18 protein-coding genes are annotated in these 19,067 nt (G+C 62.0%); 14 read left to right on the forward strand and 4 right to left on the reverse strand.

Translation table 11 applies throughout. The annotated features are described in order from the left end of the window. Window positions 1–30: 30 nt before the first annotated feature. Both EDY99_RS22330 and panM read right to left on the reverse strand, forming a co-directional pair. Window positions 31–1,248 carry a DUF3142 domain-containing protein gene (locus EDY99_RS22330; RefSeq protein WP_033644989.1) on the reverse strand — a complete coding sequence of 406 codons (1,218 nt, stop codon included), beginning with the start codon at window positions 1,246–1,248 and terminating at the stop codon, window positions 31–33. Further along, entirely contained in the window at window positions 1,245–1,637 is a 393-nt protein-coding gene (gene panM / locus EDY99_RS22335) for an aspartate 1-decarboxylase autocleavage activator PanM (RefSeq protein WP_033644987.1), read from the reverse strand. The genes EDY99_RS22330 and panM overlap by 4 nt, the downstream gene beginning before the upstream one ends. A gap of 405 nt (window positions 1,638–2,042) precedes the next feature. Between panM and EDY99_RS22340 the strand changes: the two genes are divergently transcribed. From EDY99_RS22340 to EDY99_RS22395, 12 genes are all read left to right on the forward strand, one after another. Then, complete coding sequence (locus EDY99_RS22340) at window positions 2,043–3,158, forward strand: branched-chain amino acid ABC transporter substrate-binding protein (RefSeq protein WP_025304902.1); 1,116 nt, start codon at window positions 2,043–2,045, stop codon at window positions 3,156–3,158. A gap of 117 nt (window positions 3,159–3,275) precedes the next feature. After that, a complete protein-coding gene (gene livH / locus EDY99_RS22345) occupies window positions 3,276–4,202 on the forward strand; it encodes a high-affinity branched-chain amino acid ABC transporter permease LivH (protein WP_015376290.1) in 927 nt (308 codons plus the stop codon). After that, window positions 4,199–5,482 carry a high-affinity branched-chain amino acid ABC transporter permease LivM gene (locus tag EDY99_RS22350; protein WP_042783462.1) on the forward strand — a complete coding sequence of 428 codons (1,284 nt, stop codon included), beginning with the start codon at window positions 4,199–4,201 and terminating at the stop codon, window positions 5,480–5,482. The genes livH and EDY99_RS22350 overlap by 4 nt, the downstream gene beginning before the upstream one ends. Further along, on the forward strand, window positions 5,479–6,246 hold the full coding sequence (gene livG / locus EDY99_RS22355; protein WP_004934389.1) for a high-affinity branched-chain amino acid ABC transporter ATP-binding protein LivG: 768 nt from the start codon (window positions 5,479–5,481) through the stop codon (window positions 6,244–6,246). Before EDY99_RS22350 ends, livG begins: the two co-directional genes overlap by 4 nt. Before the next feature lie 4 nt (window positions 6,247–6,250). Then, the gene (livF, locus tag EDY99_RS22360; RefSeq protein WP_015376292.1) at window positions 6,251–6,952 is read left to right on the forward strand and encodes a high-affinity branched-chain amino acid ABC transporter ATP-binding protein LivF; all 702 of its coding nucleotides are present in this window, start codon (window positions 6,251–6,253) and stop codon (window positions 6,950–6,952) included. Window positions 6,953–6,996: 44 nt separating this feature from the next. Continuing rightward, entirely contained in the window at window positions 6,997–8,184 is a 1,188-nt protein-coding gene (locus EDY99_RS22365; RefSeq protein WP_033652643.1) for a PLP-dependent aminotransferase family protein, read from the forward strand. Between the two features lie 187 nt (window positions 8,185–8,371). Beyond that, entirely contained in the window at window positions 8,372–9,691 is a 1,320-nt protein-coding gene (ugpB, locus tag EDY99_RS22370; protein WP_033644983.1) for a sn-glycerol-3-phosphate ABC transporter substrate-binding protein UgpB, read from the forward strand. Between the two features lie 78 nt (window positions 9,692–9,769). Further along, on the forward strand, window positions 9,770–10,657 hold the full coding sequence (gene ugpA, locus EDY99_RS22375; RefSeq protein WP_015376293.1) for a sn-glycerol-3-phosphate ABC transporter permease UgpA: 888 nt from the start codon (window positions 9,770–9,772) through the stop codon (window positions 10,655–10,657). Further along, complete coding sequence (gene ugpE, locus EDY99_RS22380) at window positions 10,654–11,499, forward strand: sn-glycerol-3-phosphate ABC transporter permease UgpE (RefSeq protein ID WP_123062074.1); 846 nt, start codon at window positions 10,654–10,656, stop codon at window positions 11,497–11,499. The genes ugpA and ugpE overlap by 4 nt, the downstream gene beginning before the upstream one ends. Before the next feature lie 5 nt (window positions 11,500–11,504). Next, window positions 11,505–12,575, forward strand: a complete 1,071-nt coding sequence (locus EDY99_RS22385) for a sn-glycerol-3-phosphate import ATP-binding protein UgpC (RefSeq protein ID WP_046688059.1) — start codon at window positions 11,505–11,507, stop codon at window positions 12,573–12,575. Further along, window positions 12,575–13,312 carry a glycerophosphodiester phosphodiesterase gene (ugpQ, locus tag EDY99_RS22390; RefSeq protein WP_047573114.1) on the forward strand — a complete coding sequence of 246 codons (738 nt, stop codon included), beginning with the start codon at window positions 12,575–12,577 and terminating at the stop codon, window positions 13,310–13,312. Before EDY99_RS22385 ends, ugpQ begins: the two co-directional genes overlap by 1 nt. 60 nt (window positions 13,313–13,372) lie before the next feature. Further along, window positions 13,373–14,329, forward strand: a complete 957-nt coding sequence (locus EDY99_RS22395) for an AEC family transporter (protein ID WP_046688061.1) — start codon at window positions 13,373–13,375, stop codon at window positions 14,327–14,329. Here the strand turns inward: EDY99_RS22395 and EDY99_RS22400 are convergent. After that, window positions 14,310–14,639 (reverse strand): hypothetical protein, encoded by a 330-nt coding sequence (locus EDY99_RS22400; RefSeq protein ID WP_033652650.1) that lies wholly within the window; start codon window positions 14,637–14,639, stop codon window positions 14,310–14,312. The genes EDY99_RS22395 and EDY99_RS22400 overlap by 20 nt on opposite strands. Window positions 14,640–14,790: 151 nt before the next feature. Between EDY99_RS22400 and EDY99_RS22405 the strand changes: the two genes are divergently transcribed. Beyond that, on the forward strand, window positions 14,791–15,651 hold the full coding sequence (locus EDY99_RS22405) for a carboxylate/amino acid/amine transporter (protein WP_033652651.1): 861 nt from the start codon (window positions 14,791–14,793) through the stop codon (window positions 15,649–15,651). A 15-nt stretch (window positions 15,652–15,666) separates the two neighbouring features. Here EDY99_RS22405 and metR read toward each other — a convergent pair whose 3' ends face one another. Continuing rightward, a complete protein-coding gene (gene metR / locus EDY99_RS22410; RefSeq protein WP_046688062.1) occupies window positions 15,667–16,611 on the reverse strand; it encodes an HTH-type transcriptional regulator MetR in 945 nt (314 codons plus the stop codon). 90 nt (window positions 16,612–16,701) lie between these two features. Here metR and metE point away from each other — a divergent pair, with 90 nt between their 5' ends. After that, window positions 16,702–18,990, forward strand: coding sequence for a 5-methyltetrahydropteroyltriglutamate--homocysteine S-methyltransferase (gene metE, locus EDY99_RS22415; protein WP_080376453.1), 2,289 nt, complete (start codon window positions 16,702–16,704; stop codon window positions 18,988–18,990). Window positions 18,991–19,067: the final 77 nt, after the last annotated feature.

Here is a 19,067-nt window from a genome sequence, read left to right on the forward strand (position 1 = left end):
AGGCGGCGGGTGTTCCGTGCCGCGCGCGAATCAAGGTGTGACAAGGGTGCCTCCTGGCGTCAGTTGTTGGCAGCGCAGCCAGCCCAACGGCCGGGATTGCCCGGCGCGCAGCTGGTCGCTGCTGATGCGAATAAAGCGTTGCCGTTGCGGTGCGGATTCCAGCCGGTAGTTGCCGACCGCGTCCGCCGCCAGGCAGTCGTCGGCGCGGATGACCACCTCTTGCGGCAGCGGGGCGTCCACCGGCCCGTTGTTATGAATTATCAGATCATACAGCCCGTTTTGCTGCGGCTGAGGCCTAAATTTTACCTGCCAGTCTACATTCAGCGGCCGCTGTTCGATCACCGCTCGCAGCGTGGCGAGCGACCAGGCGCGCCGATCGTCCGCCAGCGGCAGTCGGAACCAAATCACGCCGCGCAGCCGGGGCGGCGTTTGCTGCGCCAGCGTTTGCAGAAAATCGGCGATCTGCTGCGGCGCGACCGTCAGTTCTCGGCCGTTGCCGGCTACGCGCAGCGAGGATTCGCTCTCCACCTGCGCGCCCTGCGCATCAAACCCCAACAGCGCCATGCCATAGGCCGGCAGCGCGACGCGAAACGGTTTCGGTGTGACGGCGGCGTACTGCCGCACCCAGCGCAGCGCCAGCGGGCCGTCAAACAGCCCCTGCTGCGGTGAGAGCACCGCATGCACTTGCAGAACGGAACTGTCGGCCTGTTGCAGTACGCCGGGCAAGTTGGGCGAGCCGATCCAGGCGGGCAGGGCGGTGATGCCGAGTTGCAAAGCGGCGGGCAGCCGTTGGCGCAGCCGCTGCAGAAAACGTTGGTAATCCGGCAGGCGAGCCGTGGCGGCGTCATGATCGATCTCGACGCCGGTGACGGGCAGCCCGGCCGCCTGCCAGCGCTGGGTGATCGCCAGCAGACGCTGGATAATGGCTTCTTGGTCCAGCTGCGGCAGCTGGCCGTCGAGGCGCGCTACCAGCCAGAGCGGGCGGCCGTCCCGCTTCAGCAGGCTGAGATCGGCCGGGATTTCCCGCCAGCCTTCGCGTGGATGCACCTGCAGCACCAGCACCCGCAGCGCGCCGAACAGATCGCGGCTACGCGCCAGCGCATCGGCGTGTTGCGGCGTCCAAACCCGCTGCCAAACGTAAACCTGCTGATCCCAGCCTGAGGCCTGGCGCAGCGCCTGCTGACGCCCGGCGAACCAGGCCGCCAACCCCAGCGCAATCAAGACCAGCGCCGCCAGCCAGCGTTTCATTTTTGCCAGAGATCGCCCTGCGGCGCGAAGCCGCAGGCGCGCATGAAGTTATCGACTTCCCCACGTTCGCGCGGCGCCAGACCGGCGGTCGACAGCTGCCAATGGGCGACCTGCGGCAGCTGACGCTGTGCATCTTGCACCAGGTAAAGACCGACGCCGCGGCGGCGCGTCACTTCGCGTACCAGCAGATCCAGCAGTTCGGCGCGGTCGTCCTGCAGCGCAATTTTCACCGCGCCCAGCAGACGCTCGTTGAAGCGGGCGGCGAACAGCGCCTTGCCGCCGCTCAGCCAGCTCTGCCACTGTTCCGGCTGCTGGTGCGGCCAAATTTTACCGAGGTCGATAAGGTCTTGCGGGGACAGCGCGGTCAGGCGCTCGATGGTCAGTTTCATGCAGAATTTCCGCGCAGCTAAATGATGCCGACAGTGTAATAGATCTTGTGCAGAGCGTTGTGTAAGTTTTTCTGTACGATTACTGTGCAATATGTTTTTTGCACGGGGCATTTTCCGAGTAAATAGTTAGTAAACGGATTGTTAACCAGCACAACGCGCTACGACTCAAGGTAAACAGCGCAGATTTAATTCGAATTTTATCCTGTTTACACCGCTTGTTTCTGTCGGATGAAGTTGATTTGCAGCAGAAAATTCCTGTTTAATGGTATGAAAAATAAAGTCTTATTAGAAAATAATGCCAACGAAGCGCCTAAATCATTATTACTTATAACAAAAGCGGTCAATAACGATCGGGCGCAGGCAAACACAACAGGTACGTTCACAACGACAGATGGGGATTTGCGGATGAAATTAACAACAGGTAAGGCACTGCTGGCGGGTTGTATTGCGATGGCCATGAGCCAGGCGGCCATGGCGAAAGACATCAAGGTGGCGATCGTCGGGGCAATGTCCGGCCCGGTCGCGCAGTATGGCGACATGGAATTTACCGGCGCGCGCCAGGCGATTGCCGACATTAACGCCAAGGGCGGCATCAAGGGCGACAAGCTGGTCGGCGTGGAATACGACGACGCCTGCGACCCGAAACAGGCGGTTGCGGTCGCCAACAAGGTGATCAACGACGGCATTCGCTACGTGATCGGCCACCTGTGCTCCTCATCCACCCAGCCGGCGTCCGATATCTATGAAGATGAAGGCGTGATCATGATTACCCCGGCGGCCACCAACGCCGATCTGACCACCCGCGGCTACAAGATGATCCTGCGCACCACCGGTCTGGATTCGGATCAGGGCCCGACCGCCGCCAAATACATCCTCAGCGACATCAAGCCGAAGCGCATCGCCGTGGTGCACGACAAGCAACAATACGGCGAAGGCCTGGCGCGCTCGGTGCGCGACAGCCTGAAAAAACAGGGCACCGAAGTGGCGATGTTCGAAGGCATCACCGCCGGCGACAAAGACTTCTCCACCCTGGTGGCGCGCCTGAAGAAAGAGAATATCGACTTCGTGTACTTCGGCGGTTACTACCCGGAAATGGGCCAGATCCTGCGTCAGGCCAAACAGGCCGGGTTGACTACCCGCTTCATGGGGCCGGAAGGCGTGGGCAACTCCTCACTGTCCAACATCGCCGGCGCCGCTTCGGAAGGCATGCTGGTGACGCTGCCGAAACGCTACGATCAGGTGCCTGCCAACCAGCCGATCGTCGATGCGTTGAAAGCCAAGAAGCTGGATCCGACCGGCCCGTTCGTCTGGACCACCTATGCCGCGCTGCAGTCGCTGACCACCGGCATGGAGCGCAGCGGCAGTCAGGAACCGGCGGACATCGTCAAGGATCTGAAAACCGGTAAGCCGGTGGAAACCGTGATGGGGCCGCTGACCTGGGATGACAAGGGCGACCTGAAAGGCTTCGAGTTCGGCGTGTTCGAATGGCATGCCAACGGCACGTCCACACCGATCAAATAAGCCATAATGATTAGGGTGGGGCGCAGCCCGCTGCGCCCGGCGGGTCGGCTTGTCGGCCCCGTCTCCCTTTACCCGCCGGTTCTCCGCCGGCGGGTTTCGCAGCCAAGGGTTCAGAGTATGTCAGAGCAGCTCCTCTATTTTCTGCAGCAGATGTTCAACGGCTTAACGTTGGGCAGCACCTATGCATTGATCGCCATCGGTTACACCATGGTTTACGGCATCATCGGCATGATCAACTTCGCCCATGGCGAGGTGTACATGATCGGCAGCTATGTCTCCTTTATCGTTATTGCCGCCCTGATGATGCTCGGCATCGACGTCGGCTGGCTGCTGATCGGCGCCGCGTTCCTGGTCTCGATCGTCATCGCCAGCGCCTACGGCTGGAGCATCGAGCGGGTGGCCTACAAGCCGGTGCGCAACTCCAAGCGCCTGATTGCGCTGATCTCGGCCATCGGCATGTCGATATTCCTGCAAAACTACGTCAGCCTGACGCAGGGCTCACGCGATCTGGCGCTGCCCAGCCTGGTCACCGGCCAGTGGGTGCTGGGGGAAAGCAACGGCTTCGCCGCCACCATCAGCACCATGCAGCTGACCATCTGGCTCGTGACCTTCCTGGCGATGCTGGCGCTGACGCTGTTTATCCGCTATTCGCGCATGGGCCGTGCCTGCCGCGCCTGTGCGGAAGATCTGAAGATGGCCAGCCTGCTGGGCATCAACACGGACCGGGTGATCTCGCTGACCTTCGTCATCGGTGCGGTGATGGCGGCGGTGGCCGGGGTGTTGCTCGGCCAGTTCTACGGCGTCATCAACCCTTACATCGGCTTCATGGCCGGTATGAAAGCCTTCACCGCCGCGGTTCTGGGCGGCATCGGCAGCATTCCGGGCGCGATGATCGGCGGCCTGGTGCTGGGCGTGGCGGAAGCGCTGACCTCCGCCTACCTGAGCACCGAATACAAAGACGTGGTGTCGTTCGCGCTGCTGATCGTGGTGCTGCTGATCATGCCGACCGGCATCCTCGGGCGTCCGGAGGTTGAGAAAGTATGAAACTCAATCTGCTCAATGCGCTGATCGCCACGGCGGTGCTGTTCGTGATGGCGTCGTTCCTGATGGGCATGCAGCTGAGCCTGGACGGCACCAAACTGGTGGTGCACGGCGCGGCGGAAGTGCGCTGGATGTGGATCGGCATCGGCTGCGTCATCGTCTTTTTCTTCCAGCTGTTGCGCCCGCTGCTGCAGCAGGGCCTGAAAAAGGTCTCCGGCCCGGCGTTCGTGCTGCCGAGCTTCGACGGCACCACGCCGCGGCAAAAGCTGCTGGCGGCTCTGCTGCTCGTCGCGGCGGTCGCCTGGCCGTTCCTGGTGTCGCGCGGCACGGTGGATATCGCCACCCTGACGCTGATCTACGTGATGCTGGGCCTCGGCCTCAACGTGGTGGTGGGCCTGTCCGGTCTGCTGGTGCTCGGCTACGGCGGTTTCTACGCCATCGGCGCCTACACCTATGCGCTGCTGAATCATTATTACGGCCTCGGCTTTTGGGAGAGCCTGCCGCTGGCGGGTATCGTCACCGCCGCCTTCGGCTTCCTGCTCGGTTTCCCGGTGCTGCGGCTGCGCGGCGACTATCTGGCGATCGTGACGCTCGGCTTCGGTGAGATCGTGCGCATTCTGCTGCTGAACAATACCGAGATCACCGGCGGGCCGAACGGCATCAGCCAGATCCCGAAACCGACCTTCTTCGGCCTGGAGTTTAACCGCAGCGTGCGCGACGGCGGCTGGGATACCTTCCATAACGTCTTCGGCCTGAAATACGATCCGAGCGATCGCATCGTATTTTTGTACCTGGTGGCGTTGCTGCTGGTGGTGCTGACGCTGTTCGTCATCAACCGCCTGCTGCGCATGCCGCTCGGGCGCGCCTGGGAAGCGCTGCGCGAAGACGAGATCGCCTGCCGCTCGCTGGGCCTCAGCCCGACGCGCATCAAGCTGACCGCCTTTACCATCAGCGCCGCGTTCGCCGGGTTTGCCGGCACGCTGTTCGCCGCGCGCCAGGGGTTCGTCAGCCCGGAATCCTTCACCTTCGTCGAGTCGGCCTTCGTGTTGGCGATCGTCGTACTGGGGGGCATGGGCTCGCAGTTCGCGGTCATTCTGGCGGCGATCCTGTTGGTGGTGTCGCGCGAGCTGATGCGCGATCTGAATGAATACAGCATGCTGCTGCTGGGCGCTCTGATGGTGCTGATGATGATTTGGCGGCCGCAGGGGCTGTTGCCGATGAAACGGCCGCAGCTGAAGCTGCAGGCGGCGGACATTCACGCGGGCAAGGGGGAACAGGCATGAGCGTTCAACCTTTACTGCAGGTGGAAGGCCTGTCAATGCGTTTTGGCGGGCTGCTGGCGGTCAACAATGTCGCGTTGACGCTCAATGAAGGCGAAATCGTGTCGCTGATCGGCCCCAACGGCGCCGGTAAAACCACGGTGTTTAACTGCCTGACCGGTTTCTACCGCCCGAGCGGCGGCACCATCAAATTGCGCGATCGCCATCTGGAAGGGCTGGCGGGGCAGGCCATCGCCCGTATGGGCGTAGTGCGCACCTTCCAGCATGTGCGGCTGTTCCGTGAAATGACGGTGATTGAGAACCTGTTGGTGGCGCAGCATCAGCACCTGAAAAGCGGCGTGTTCGCCGGGCTGCTGAAAACCCCGGCCTTCCGCCGCGCCGAAGCCGAGGCGCTGGCGCGCGCGGCGGAGTGGCTGGAGCGCGTCGGCCTGCTATCGATGGCCAACCGTTCGGCGGGCAACCTGGCCTACGGGCAGCAGCGTCGGCTGGAGATCGCCCGCTGCATGGTGACCCGGCCGGAGCTGCTGATGCTGGACGAACCGGCCGCCGGTCTGAACCCGAAAGAGACCGACGAGCTGGATCATCTGATCGTCGAGCTGCGCGATCGGCATAAGGTCTCGGTGTTGCTGATCGAGCACGACATGAAGCTGGTGATGGGCATCTCCGATCGCATTTACGTGGTGAATCAGGGCACGCCGCTGGCGCAGGGCACACCGGCGGAGATCCGCAACAATCCGGACGTGATCCGGGCTTATTTGGGCGAATAATAATATGTTGTCATTCAATCAGGTATCCGCCCATTACGGCAAAATCCAGGCGCTGCATCAGGTCAGTCTCACGATTAGTCAGGGCGAAATCGTGACGTTAATCGGCGCCAACGGCGCCGGTAAAACCACGCTGCTCGGCACCCTGTGCGGCGAACCGCGCGCCAGCGAAGGCAGCATCGTCTTCCAGGGGCAGGACATCACCCAGTGGCAAACCTCGCGCATCATGCGCGAAGCGGTGGCGATCGTGCCGGAAGGGCGGCGCGTCTTCTCGCGCATGACGGTGGAAGAAAATCTGGCGATGGGCGGCTTCTTCGCCGATCGTCACCAATATCAGCAGCGCATCGAACGGGTGTTCACGCTGTTCCCGCGCCTGCTGGAGCGCCGAAGCCAGCGTGCCGGCACCATGTCCGGCGGCGAACAGCAGATGTTGGCCATCGGCCGCGCGCTGATGAGCCAGCCGAAGCTGCTGCTGCTCGACGAACCTTCGCTTGGGCTGGCGCCCATCATCATCCAGCAGATTTTCGACATCATTCAGCAGCTGCGGGAAGAGGGCATGACCATCTTTCTGGTGGAGCAAAACGCCAATCAGGCGCTGAAATTGGCGGACCGCGGTTATGTGCTGGAAAACGGCCGCGTGGTGTTGGAAGATACGGGGGCTGCATTGTTAGCCAACGAAGCAGTGAGGTCGGCGTATCTGGGCGGTTAATCCGCCCCCCTACGAATTAAAATAATCAGGTACGAGAAGAAGAAATGAAGACAGAAGGGTTACTCGCGCAGCGCATCGTTAACGTAAAAAGTTCGGCCATCCGTGAATTGCTTAAGCACAGCAAGATGGAACACGTCATTTCGCTGGCGGGCGGCATCCCCTCTGATGCGCTGTTCGATTTCGAAGGACTGAGCATCGCCACCCAGCAGGCGATCACCGAACAGCCGAAAAGCGCATTCCAGTATGGCCTGACCGAGGGCAGCCCGCTGCTGCGTGAGCGCATTTGCGCGCTGTGCGCCGAGCGCGGCGTCACCGCGCGCGCAGAAGAGGTGATGGTCACCGCCGGCTCTCAGCAGGCCCTGGATTTGGTGATGCGCGCCATCGTCAACCCGGGCGACGTGTTCGTGGTGGAGCGCCCGACCTACCTGGCGGCGCTGCAAACGCTGGAACTGGCGGAGGCCAACATCATGTCGGTCTCGTCCGACAGCGACGGCATGGTGGTGGAAGAGCTGGCCGAGCTGCTGAAAACCCAGCGCATCAAGGGCGTGTACGTGGTGCCGAACTTCGGCAACCCCAGCGGCATCACCCTCAGCGCCGCGCGCCGCGAACTGCTGGTGAAGCTGGCCGCCGAACATAACTTCCTGATCATCGAAGACGATCCGTACGGCGAGCTGCGTTTCACCGAAGAGCGCCACCCGACGCTGCATCAGGTGTCGCAGCAGGTGCTGGGCAACACCGACCACATCATCTATACCTCGACCTTTTCCAAGATCCTGGCGCCGGGCCTGCGTTTGGGCTGGGCGATCCTGCCGCCGTTCCTGCTGCATAAAGTGGCGATCATCAAACAGGCGGCGGATCTGCACGCCAGCGCCCTGTCGCAGAGCATCGTCGAATGCTACCTTGGCCTGGATCGCCTGCCGGCGCAGATCGACAAGATCCGCGCCGCCTATAAACACAAGGGCGAGATCCTGGCCGGTTTGGTGGAGCAGGAGCTGGGCGACTACATCACCTTCGATAAACCGAAGGGCGGCATGTTCCTGTGGGCGCGTTTCCGCCAGCCGTTCAACGCCACCGAATGGCTGAACACCACGCTGCAGCAGGGTGTGGTGTTCGTGCCGGGGGAATACTTCTTCTCCGACAACCCGGATCGTTCGACCTTCCGCCTGTCGTTCGCCACCGCCACCGAGCAGCAGATGCAAGAAGCGGTCGCGCGCCTGCGCCGTTCGCTGTAATCCTCGCGGCGGCGGAGCCCATGCCCGCCGCCGACATCAAACCGCCATCTTCACTTCACCTTGCCGTCATGTGGCTGTCATCTAACGGTTATTTTTCTGTCATCCGCGCATGGCATGTTAGCTTCCGAACAAAAAACTGATTCTTTTCGCTCACGCGCTTTTACACCAGCTTTTTCAGGAGTTAGGCATGCTCACCTACGCTATTCGCAAAACCACGCTGTGCGTCGCATTGACCCTGGCGGTCAGCGCACAGGCGCTGGCGGCGACAGAAATCCCGTTCTGGCATTCGATGGAAGGCGAACTGGGTAAAGAAGTGGACTCTCTGGCGGATCGCTTCAACCAGTCGCACAGCGACGTCAAGATTGTGCCGGTTTATAAAGGCAACTACGAACAGAGCCTGGCGGCGGGCATCGCCGCTTACCGCTCCGGCAAGGCGCCGGCGATCCTGCAGGTTTACGAGGTGGGCACCGCCACCATGATGGCCAGCAAAGCCATCAAACCGGTCTATGAAGTGTTTAAAGAGGCCGGCATCAACTTCGACGAGTCGGTGTTCGTGCCGACGGTGGCCGGCTATTACACCGACAACAAGAGCGGCCATCTGCTGTCGCAGCCGTTCAACAGCTCCACGCCGGTGCTGTACTACAACAAAGACGCCTTCAAAAAGGCCGGCCTGAACCCGGAACAACCGCCGAAAACCTGGCAGGAACTGGCGGCGGATACCGCCAAACTGCGCGAAGCCGGCATGAAGTGCGGTTACGCCAGCGGCTGGCAGGGCTGGATCCAACTGGAGAACTTCAGCGCCTGGCACGGCGTGCCGTTCGCCAGTGAAAACAACGGCTTTGGCGGCACCAGCGCCAAGCTGGAGTTCAACCAACCGCTGCAGGTCAAACATATTGCGCTGCTCGAAGCGATGAACAAGAAGGGCGACTTCACCTATTTCGGCCGCAAAGACGAATCCACCGAGAAGTTCTATAACGGCGACTGCGCCATCACCACCGCCTCATCCGGTTCGCTGGCGGACATCAAGCACTACGCCAAATTCAACTACGGCGTCGGCATGATGCCGTACGACGCCGACGCGAAAAATGCGCCGCAAAACGCCATCATCGGCGGGGCCAGCCTGTGGGTGATGAACGGCAAAGACGCCGCCACCTACAAGGGCGTGGCCGAATTCCTGCAGTACCTGGCGCAGCCGGAAATCGCCGCCGAATGGCACCAGAAGACCGGCTATCTGCCGATCACCACCGCGGCTTACGATCTGACCAAGCAGCAGGGCTTCTACGACAAGAACCCGGGTGCCGACGTCGCCACTCGTCAGATGCTGAACAAGCCGCCGTTGCCGTTCACCAAGGGCCTGCGCCTGGGCAACATGCCGCAGATCCGCAGCGTGGTGGATGAGGAGCTGGAAGGCGTGTGGACCGGCAAGAAAACGCCTCAGCAGGCGTTGGACGCCGCCGTGCAGCGCGGTGACGTGCTGCTGCGCCGCTTCGAAGCTTCGACCAAGTAACCCCGCGTCGCGGGCCCGGTAGACCGGGCTCGCGTCTTCATGCCGATCCTTCCGTACCCGATTAATGGTTTAACTGCTATGTCATCTTCCCGTCCCGGTTTCGGCTGCAGCTGGTTGCCCTATGCGCTGGTGCTGCCGCAGCTGCTGATTACCGCCGTCTTCTTTTTATGGCCCGCCGGCGAAGCGCTGTGGTATTCGGTGCAGAGCCTCGATCCGTTCGGCCTGTCCAGCCAGTTTGTCGGGCTGGATAACTTTAAACAGCTGTTCCAGGATCCTTACTACCTCGACTCGTTCTACACCACGCTGATCTTCAGCTTCCTGGTGGCCGGCATCGGGCTGGCGGTTTCGCTGTTCTTCGCTGCGCTGGTGGACTACGTGCTGCGCGGCAGCCGCCTCTATCGCACGCTGATGATCCTGCCCTACGCGGTGGCGCCGGCGGTGGCGGCGGTGCTGTGGATCTTTCTGTTCAACCCCGGTCTGGGGTTGATCACCCATTTCCTCAATGGTCTGGGCTATAACTGGAACCATGCGCAAAACAGCGGCCAGGCGATGTTCCTGGTGGTGCTGGCCTCGGTATGGCAGCAGATAAGCTATAACTTCCTGTTTTTCCTCGCGGCGCTGCAGTCGATCCCGCGTTCGCTGGTGGAAGCGGCGGCCATCGACGGCGCCGGCCCGGTGCGGCGTTTCTTCCATCTGGTGCTGCCGCTGATCGCGCCGGTGAGCTTCTTCCTGCTGGTGGTCAATCTGGTGTACGCCTTCTTCGATACTTTCCCGGTGATCGACGCCGCCACCGGCGGCGGGCCGGTGCAGTCCACCACCACGTTGATCTACAAGATCTACCGCGAAGGCTTCGCAGGGTTGGATCTCTCCAGTTCCGCCGCGCAGTCGGTGATCCTGATGTTGCTGGTGATCGGCCTGACGGTGATCCAGTTCCGCTTCGTTGAACGTAAGGTGCGCTACCAATGATTGAGAATCGACGCGGGCTGGATGTCTTCAGCCATGTGATGCTGATTATCGGCGTGCTGGTGGTGCTGTTCCCGCTGTACGTGGCCTTTGTCGCCGCCACGCTGGACGACAAACAGGTGTTTCAGGTGCCGATGACGCTGGTGCCCGGCGGTCACCTGTGGGAGAACATCCGCAATATCTGGCAGGGCGGCGTGGGCAACCTCAAGGTGCCGTTCTCGCTGCTGCTGCTCAACAGCGTGATCATGGCGCTGACGATCACCTGCGGCAAGATCGCGGTGTCAGTGCTGTCGGCTTACGCCATCGTGTATTTCCGTTTCCCGCTGCGCAGCCTGTTTTTTTGGCTGATTTTCCTCACCCTGATGCTGCCGGTGGAAGTGCGCATTTTCCCGACGGTGGAGGTGATCTCCAACCTCAACCTGCTGGACAGCTATACCGGCCTGACGCTGCCGCTGATGGCCTCGGCCACCGCCACCTTCCTGCTGCGCCAGTTCTTCATGACGTTGCCGGATGAGCTGCTGGAGGCGGCGCGCATCGACGGCGCCGGGCCGATGCGTTTCTTTTGGGACATCGTGTTGCCGCTGTCGAAAACCAATCTGGCGGCGCTGTTCGTCATCACCTTTATCTACGGCTGGAACCAATACCTGTGGCCGATCCTGATCACCAGCGACGCTTCGATGGGCACCGCGGTGGCGGGCATCAAGAGCATGATCTCCACTTCCGGCGCGCCGACCCAGTGGAACCAGGTGATGGCGGCGATGATTCTGACTTTATTGCCACCGCTGGCGGTGGTGCTTCTGATGCAGCGCTGGTTTGTGCGCGGTCTGGTTGATAGCGAGAAATAACGACGATGGCAGGATTAAAACTACAGGCGGTCACCAAGTCTTACGACGGTAAAACGCCGGTGATCAAACAGATCGACCTCGACGTGGCGGACGGTGAATTCATCGTGATGGTCGGCCCGTCCGGCTGCGGCAAATCCACGCTGCTGCGGATGGTGGCCGGGCTGGAGCGCACCACCAGCGGCGATATCTATATCGATACCCGGCGCGTGACCGATCTGGAGCCCAAGGATCGCGGCATCGCGATGGTGTTCCAGAACTACGCGCTCTATCCGCACATGAGCGTGTACGACAACATGGCCTACGGCCTCAAGATCCGCGGTTTCGGCAAGGAGCATATCCGCCAGCGGGTGGAGGAGGCGGCGCGCATCCTGGAGCTGGAGCCGCTGCTCAAACGCAAACCGCGCGAACTTTCCGGCGGCCAGCGCCAGCGCGTGGCGATGGGGCGCGCTATCGTGCGCGAACCGGCGGTATTCCTGTTCGATGAGCCGCTGTCCAACCTGGACGCCAAGCTGCGGGTGCAGATGCGCCTGGAGCTGCAACAGCTGCATCGTCGTCTGAAAACCACCAGCCTGTACGTCACCCACGATCAGGTGGAGGCGATGACGCTGGCGCAGCGGGTGATCGTAATGAACAAGGGCGTGGCGGAGCAGATCGGCACCCCGAGTGAAGTGTACCAACGGCCGGCTTCGCTGTTTGTCGCCGGCTTTATCGGATCGCCGGCGATGAACCTGCTGCCCGGCACCCTCAGTGCCGACGGCGGCCAGCTGCTGCTGGCGGACGGCATGGCGCTGCCGTTGCCGGCGGCCAAGCCGCAGTGGGCGGGGCGGTCGTTGACGCTGGGCGTTCGGCCGGAGCATATTCAGCTGGTGGCGCAAGGCCAGGGCGTGCCGCTGCAGCTGCAGACGCTGGAACTGCTGGGGGCCGACAATCTGGCGCACGGCCAGTGGGGCGGGCACGGGGTGATCGCGCGGCTGTCGCATGAAACCTTGCCGACGGCGGGCAGTACGCTATATTTGCAGCTGCCTGCTCAGGCGCTGCACTTCTTTGACACCCACAGCGGATTACGGATGGATTGATGACGAGACCCTGGCCTTACCCTCATATTGTCGCCCACCGCGGCGGCGGTTCTCTGGCGCCGGAAAACACCCTGGCGGCGATCAACGTCGGCGCGCGCCACGGCCACAAGATGATCGAGTTCGACGCCAAGCTGGCGCAGGACGGGCAAATTTTCCTGCTGCACGACGACACGCTGGATCGCACCAGCAACGGTTGGGGCGTGGCGGGCGAGCTGCCGTGGGACAAACTGGTGCAGCTGGACGCCGGCAACTGGTACAGTTCGGCCTTCAAGGGCGAGCGGCTGCCGCTGCTGTCGGAGGTGGCGGAACGCTGCCGGGAACACGGCCTGATGGCCAATATCGAGATCAAACCGACCACCGGCAGCGACGATGAAACCGGGCGGGTGGTGGCGCTGGCGGCGCGGTTGCTGTGGCAAGGGCAGACCGACCCGCTGCTCTCCTCCTTCTCGGTCGAAGCGCTGGCGGCGGCGCAACGCACCGTGCCGGACTTGCCGCGCGGCCTGCTGCTGGAGGCCTGGGACGACAACTGGCGCGAGCTGACGGAGCGTCTGGATTGCGTCTCGCTGCATATCGATCACAAAGCGCTGACCGCTGAGCGGGTGAAAGCGTTGAAAGACGCCGGTCTACGCATTCTGGTGTATACCGTCAACCAACCGGATCGCGCGCGTCTGCTGCTCGACTGGGGCGTTGACTGCATTTGCACCGACCGGATAGATTTGATTGGCCCGGATTTTTAATCCGGCGCCGATGAATCCCGCGACGACAAGCCTTGCCGCCGCACCACCGGAAGGAATGCGATGCCTGGCTTTATCCTGTCACTGTGGCACCAGATCGTGCTGTCTTTACCGCTGTTCGTCCTGATCGCGTTGGGTTATGGGCTGATTCGCTGGGGGAAATGGCCTTCCAGTATCACTGATGGCCTGACGCGCTTCGTGTTTTCCCTCGCCTTGCCCGCCATGCTGTTTCGCATGATGTGCGACTTCTCGCAGCGCCCGGCGGTCGACGCCCGGCTGCTGATCGCGTTCTTCGGCAGTTGCCTGCTGGTGTTCGTGCTCGGCCGCCTGGTCGCCCGGCACCTCTTCCGGCTGGATGGGGTCGCTGGTTCGGTGTTTGCGCTGGGCGGTATTTTCTCCAATAACGTGATGCTCGGTTTACCGATCGCCAGCGTGATGCTGGGGCAGGCGGCGATCCCGTCGGTAGCGCTGGTGCTGGTGTTCAACGGCCTGATCCTGTGGACGCTGGTGACGGTGTCGATCGAATGGGCGCGCAACGGCTCGCCGACGCTGAGCGGCTTTGCCAAAACCGCCCGCAGCGTGCTGACCAACCCGTTGATCGTCGGCATCCTGTCCGGCACCCTGTTCAGCCTGACCGGCCTGCCGCTGCCGGCCTTCGTCGATCGGCCGGTCAGCATGCTCGGCCAGGTGGCGGCACCGCTGTCGCTGGTGGTGCTCGGCATGGGCCTGGCGGAGTATCGCATCAGCGAAGGCTGGCAGCTGAGCAGCGCCATCTGCGTGCTGAAGTTGCTGGTGCAGCCGTTGGTGATTTGGCTGCTGGCCTGGATGATGGATCTGCCGCCGATGGAGACCCGCGTGGTGGTGCTGTTGGGCTCAATGGCGGTGGGGGTGAACGTCTACCTGATGTCGCGCCAGTTCAATACGCTCACCGGCCCGGCCGCCACCAGCTTGGTGATGTCCACCGTGCTGGCGGCGATCACCACGCCGCTGATCCTCACCGTTATGGGCGTGCGGGCGTAGCCGGCATCGGCGCCTGCGGCACCGCCGGCGCGGTGCGATTGAACGGATCGCGCGGCTGGTTGCCGTTAGGCAGCAGTTGCCCGCCGTTCGGCGCGGTTTGCAACAGCTGTTGCCGTTGATTGTCGAACTGTCGCTGCTGCTGGAGGCGGCGTTGATCCATCTGCCGGTTGTTCAACAAGCGCTGTTGTTGCGCCTGCTGGCTGTTTTGGTTGAGTAACTGCTGCTGTGAGCGCAGGTCGGTTACGCCGTTGGCCGCCGCCGCCAACCCAGGCAGCAACAGCAGAGCGAACAGAATGTGAGAAGTTTTCATGATGGTTACCTCGCCTTTTTATTAAGCCTAACTCAGCGGTGAAATTTTGCTGGTAGTTTGTATTTTGTTCAGATGTAAACCGCCTTTCATCCCCTTATGCGTCCATCTTCCGTTACAATCGCGGTTTATGAATTGTTAGGATGAACCCATCGTGCTGCTTTTGGTTATCACCACCATTCTGTGGGCGTTCTCTTTCAGCCTGATCGGCGAATATTTGGCGGGCCATGTCGACAGCTGGTTCTCGGTGCTGATGCGCATCGGGCTGGCGGCGCTGGTGTTCCTGCCGTTCCTGCGCTGGCGCAACATCAAACTCAAGGTGATCCTGCTGTATATGCTGGTGGGTGCCTTCCAGCTGGGCATCATGTACCTCATCAGCTTCCGCGCTTATCTCTATCTGACGGTGCCGGAGTTCCTGTTGTTCACCGTGCTGACGCCATTGTACATCACGCTGATCTACGACTTGCTGAGCGGCCGTCGCCTGCGCTGGGGCTACGCCTTCAGCGCGCTGCTGGCGGTGCTGGGCGCGGCGATCATTCGCTATCACCAACTGAGCGAACATTTTTGGTGGGGGCTGTTGCTGGTGCAGGCGGCGAACATCAGCTTCGCCATCGGCATGGTCGGCTATAAGCGCCTGATGGAAGTGCACCCCTTGCCGCAACATACCGCCTTTTCCTGGTTCTACCTGGGGGCGGCGGCAGTGGCGGTGGTGGCCTGGTTCCTGTGGGGCAACCCGCAGCAGCTGCCAACCACCAATCTGCAGTGGGGCGTGCTGATCTGGCTGGGCGTGGTAGCGTCTGGGCTGGGCTATTTCATGTGGAACTACGGCGCGACGCAGGTGGATGCCGGCACGCTCGGCATCATGAACAACATGCATGTGCCGGCCGGCTTGTTGGTCAACCTGGCCATTTGGCAGCAGCAGCCGCACTGGCCGAGCTTTATCCTCGGTGGGGCGGTGATCGTCGCTTCGCTGTGGGTGCACCGCCGCTGGGTGGCGCCGAAACAGCTCGGCTAAACGAGGGCCGGCAGTTTACACGCCGGCCGCCAACGCTTTGGCGCCGGTCGCGCCGGGGCGTGCGGCGTCGCGCACGAACGGCAGATGATCGCAGGCGTGCTGGCGGGCCGAGCGGATAAAGGCTTCGGTCACCGCCTGGCGCTGTTCGCCGTCGCGCACGGCGGCGTACAGGCGGCTCCACAGGCCGTCACCCAGGGTTTTGGTCACCACCAGCCCCTGCCGTTCGAAACTCTCCACCACCCAATGCGGCAGCGCCGCAATCCCCATCCGCGCCGATACCATCTGGATCAGCAGTAGCGTGTTATCGACGTTCTTCAATGCCGGGTTGACGCCCGCCGGCTGCAGGAAATGCCGCCAGATATCCAACCGCTGGCGCTGCACCGGGTAAATCAACAGCGTTTCATCGCTCAAGTCTTCCGGCTCGATGTGCGGCTTGCCGGCCAGCGGATGATCCGGCGCCAGCACCAGACGCACCTCGAAATCGAACATCGGCGAATAGTGCAGGCCGCTGCGCGGCAGAATATCCGACGTCATCACCAGATCCAGTTCGCCCTGTTGCAAGGCTGGCTGCGGATCGAAAGTCACGCCGGAAGTGAAGTCCATCATCACCTGCGGGAAACGCTGGCGGAAGTTGTCCAGCGCCGGCGTCAGCCACTGAATGCAGCTGTGGCATTCGATGGCGATGCGCAGCGTGGTTTGATGCGGCTCGTGGCAGGCCTGCAACGCCTGCTGGATCTGCGGCAGCACCTGTTCCGCCAGCTGCAGCAGGATCTCGCCCTGGGCGGTGAAGCGCAGGGGCTGGCTCTTGCGCACGAACAGCTTGAAGCCCAGACGTTGTTCAAGATCGCTGAACTGGTGCGACAGGGCAGACTGCGTCTGATGAAGTTGGGCCGCCGCCCCCGCCAACGAACCGCTGTTGCGCAGAGCCTGCAGCGTCCGTAAATGTTTCAGTTCGATCATGAGAGTCCTTCACATTGACAGTGAATAAATTGCGCTTGTGGTTAATACAGTACCTGCTGATTATGGATGTGTAAACATCTGGACGGCTAAATGGGGAATATGACGATGGCAATTTTGAATCACACACTGGGTTTTCCTCGCGTTGGGCTACGACGTGAGCTGAAAAAAGCTCAGGAAAGCTACTGGGCCGGCAACTCAACGCAGGAAGAGCTGTTGGCGGTTGGCCGCGAGCTGCGCGCTCGTCATTGGCAGCAGCAACGGCAGGCCGGGGTGGATTTGGTGCCGGTCGGCGATTTCGCCTGGTACGATCATGTGTTGACCACCAGCCTGCTGCTGGGCAACGTGCCGGCGCGCCATCAGAATGCGGATGGCTCTATTGATCTGGACACGCTGTTCCGCATCGGCCGTGGCCGCGCACCGACCGGCGAGCCGGCGGCCGCGGCGGAAATGACCAAATGGTTCAATACCAACTACCACTACATGGTGCCCGAATTCCAGCAAGGCCAGCAGTTCAAGCTGGGCTGGACCCAACTGCTGGACGAAGTGGACGAAGCGCTGGCGCTGGGGCATCACATCAAGCCGGTGTTGCTTGGCCCAGTGACTTATCTGTGGTTGGGTAAAGTGAAGGGCGAGCCGTTCGACCGCCTGTCGCTGCTGAAAGAGATCCTGCCGGTTTACCAGCAGGTGCTGGCGGAGCTGGCGAAGCGCGGCGTCGAGTGGGTGCAAATCGACGAACCTGCGCTGGTGCTGGAGCTGCCGCAAGCCTGGCTGGACGCCTTCAAACCGGCGTATGACGCGTTGCAGGGGCAGGTTAAGTTGCTGTTGACCACGTATTTCGACAGCGTCGGCCACAACCTCGACACCATTCGCACGCTGCCGGTGCAGGGGCTGCACGTCGATCTGGTCGCCGGCCATGACGATATCGCCGCGCTGAGCGCCGCATTGCCGCAAGACTGGCTGCTGTCGCTGGGCGTGATCAACGGCCGCAACGTTTGGCGCGCCGATCTGAGCCGCTGGTTCGAACGTCTGCAGCCGCTGGTGGGACAGCGCCCGCTATGGATCGGCACCTCCTGTTCACTGCTGCACAGCCCGATCGATCTGAGCGTGGAAAGCCGTCTGGACGAAGAAGTGAAAAGCTGGTTCGCCTTCGCCCTGCAAAAATGCGCCGAGCTGGCGCTGTTGAGCTCGGCGCTGAACGCGCCTGACGCGACGAAACAGGCCGAGCTGGACGCCTACAGCGCGCCGATCCGCGCCCGTCGCCAGTCGAACCGCGTGCATAACCCACAGGTTGAGCGCCGTCTGGCCGCGATCACCGCGCAGGACTGCGAACGCCGCAGCGCGTACGCCGAGCGCGCCAGGGCGCAGCACGAGCGTTTCAAGCTGCCGGCCTGGCCGACGACGACCATCGGTTCGTTCCCACAGACCACCGAAATCCGCGGCCTGCGTCTGGACTTCAAACAGGGCCGTTTGGACGGCAGCAACTACCGCACCAGCATCGGTGAGCACATCAAACAGGCGATCGTCGAGCAGGAGCGCCTCGGGCTGGACGTACTGGTGCACGGTGAAGCCGAGCGCAACGACATGGTGGAATATTTCGGTGAGAACCTCGACGGCTTCGTGTTTACCCAGAATGGTTGGGTGCAGAGCTACGGTTCCCGCTGCGTGAAGCCGCCGGTGATCATCGGTGACGTCAGCCGCCCGGAAGCCATTACCGTCGAATGGGCCAAATTCGCCCAGTCGTTGACCGACAAGCCGGTGAAAGGCATGTTGACCGGGCCGGTGACCATCCTGTGCTGGTCGTTCCCGCGTGAAGACGTGACCCGCGAAGTGATCGCCAAGCAGATTGCGCTGGCGCTGCGCGACGAGGTGGAAGATTTGGAAAAAGCCGGCATCGGCATCATTCAGATCGACGAACCTGCGCTGCGCGAGGGGCTGCCGCTGCGACAATCCGACTGGGCCGCCTACCTGAACTGGGCGGTGGATGCCTTCAAATTGAACGCCGCCGTGGCGCAGGATGACACCCAGATCCACACCCACATGTGTTACTGCGAGTTCAACGACATCATGGACTCCATCGCCGCGCTGGACGCCGACGTGATCACCATCGAGACCTCGCGTTCCGATATGGATCTGCTGGAAGCCTTCAAAGAGTTCGAATACCCGAACGAAATCGGGCCGGGCGTCTACGATATCCACTCGCCGAACGTGCCGAGCGTGGAATGGATCGAAGCGCTGCTGCGTAAAGCGGCGCAGAACATCCCGGCGGAACGCCTGTGGGTCAACCCCGATTGCGGCCTGAAAACTCGCGGTTGGCCTGAAACCCGGCAGTCGCTGGCCAACATGGTATTGGCGGCGCAGCGCCTGCGCGAGCACGCGTGATGCCGTGCGGCGGGTAAACCGCCGCAGATAGATTTACTGGTGTGATGATTGGGCGCTTCGGCGCCCTTTTTTATGCG

It is taken from the genome of Serratia sp. LS-1 (assembly GCF_003719595.1).
Taxonomy (GTDB): Bacteria; Pseudomonadota; Gammaproteobacteria; order Enterobacterales; family Enterobacteriaceae; genus Serratia; species Serratia ureilytica.